Origin of the sequence: Halomonas sp. DP4Y7-1, assembly GCF_019800705.1 — a bacterium.
Classification (GTDB): domain Bacteria; phylum Pseudomonadota; class Gammaproteobacteria; order Pseudomonadales; family Halomonadaceae; genus Halomonas; species Halomonas litopenaei_A.
On the sequence record NZ_JAHVKS010000037.1, the window covers coordinates 1 to 540 of the forward strand.

A 540-nucleotide genomic window follows, 5' to 3' on the forward strand; every position below is an offset into this window, starting at 1 on the left:
ACCGTCGATAGCGATGGTGATACCGCCTCCGACAGCCACACCGTCACCATCACCGACGGCACTGGCCCGACGGTCACCGTTACCGACAGCGATCCGGCGACCACCAATGCCGCCGTGTCTCTGGACGATGCCGACACTGAAGGCGCCGCTTCCTCTACAGACGTGGCCAGCCTGACCTTTACCGCGGGCAGTGATGCCATTGCCAGCATCGGCTTTGGCGATACCGGCGCCATCAGCGTTGATGGCCTTAATGGCACCCTGACCTGGACGCTGAACTCCGCCGGTCAGCTGGAAGGGCGTACCGAAGCCGGTGGCGAACCGGCCATCACCCTGACGCTGAACAACAACGGCACAGTCACGGCTGGCCAGTCCGCGGTAGTGACCGTGACGGCCACCCTGGCCGACAGCTTGGCCCACGCCAATGGCGTCGATGCACTGACCATCAGCGGCATCACCGTGGTCGGCACCGACACCGACGGCACCAGCACCGAGGCAGGCGTCTCGGTCAGCGTGGCCGACGATCAGCCGACGCTGCAGATC

General features: G+C 65.4%; 1 protein-coding gene. It reads left to right on the plus strand.

Going from position 1 to position 540, the window contains the following annotated elements; genetic code table 11:
• On the plus strand, positions 1–540 hold a 540-nt coding region (locus tag KUV72_RS19730), incomplete at both ends, for a hypothetical protein (RefSeq protein WP_222239523.1).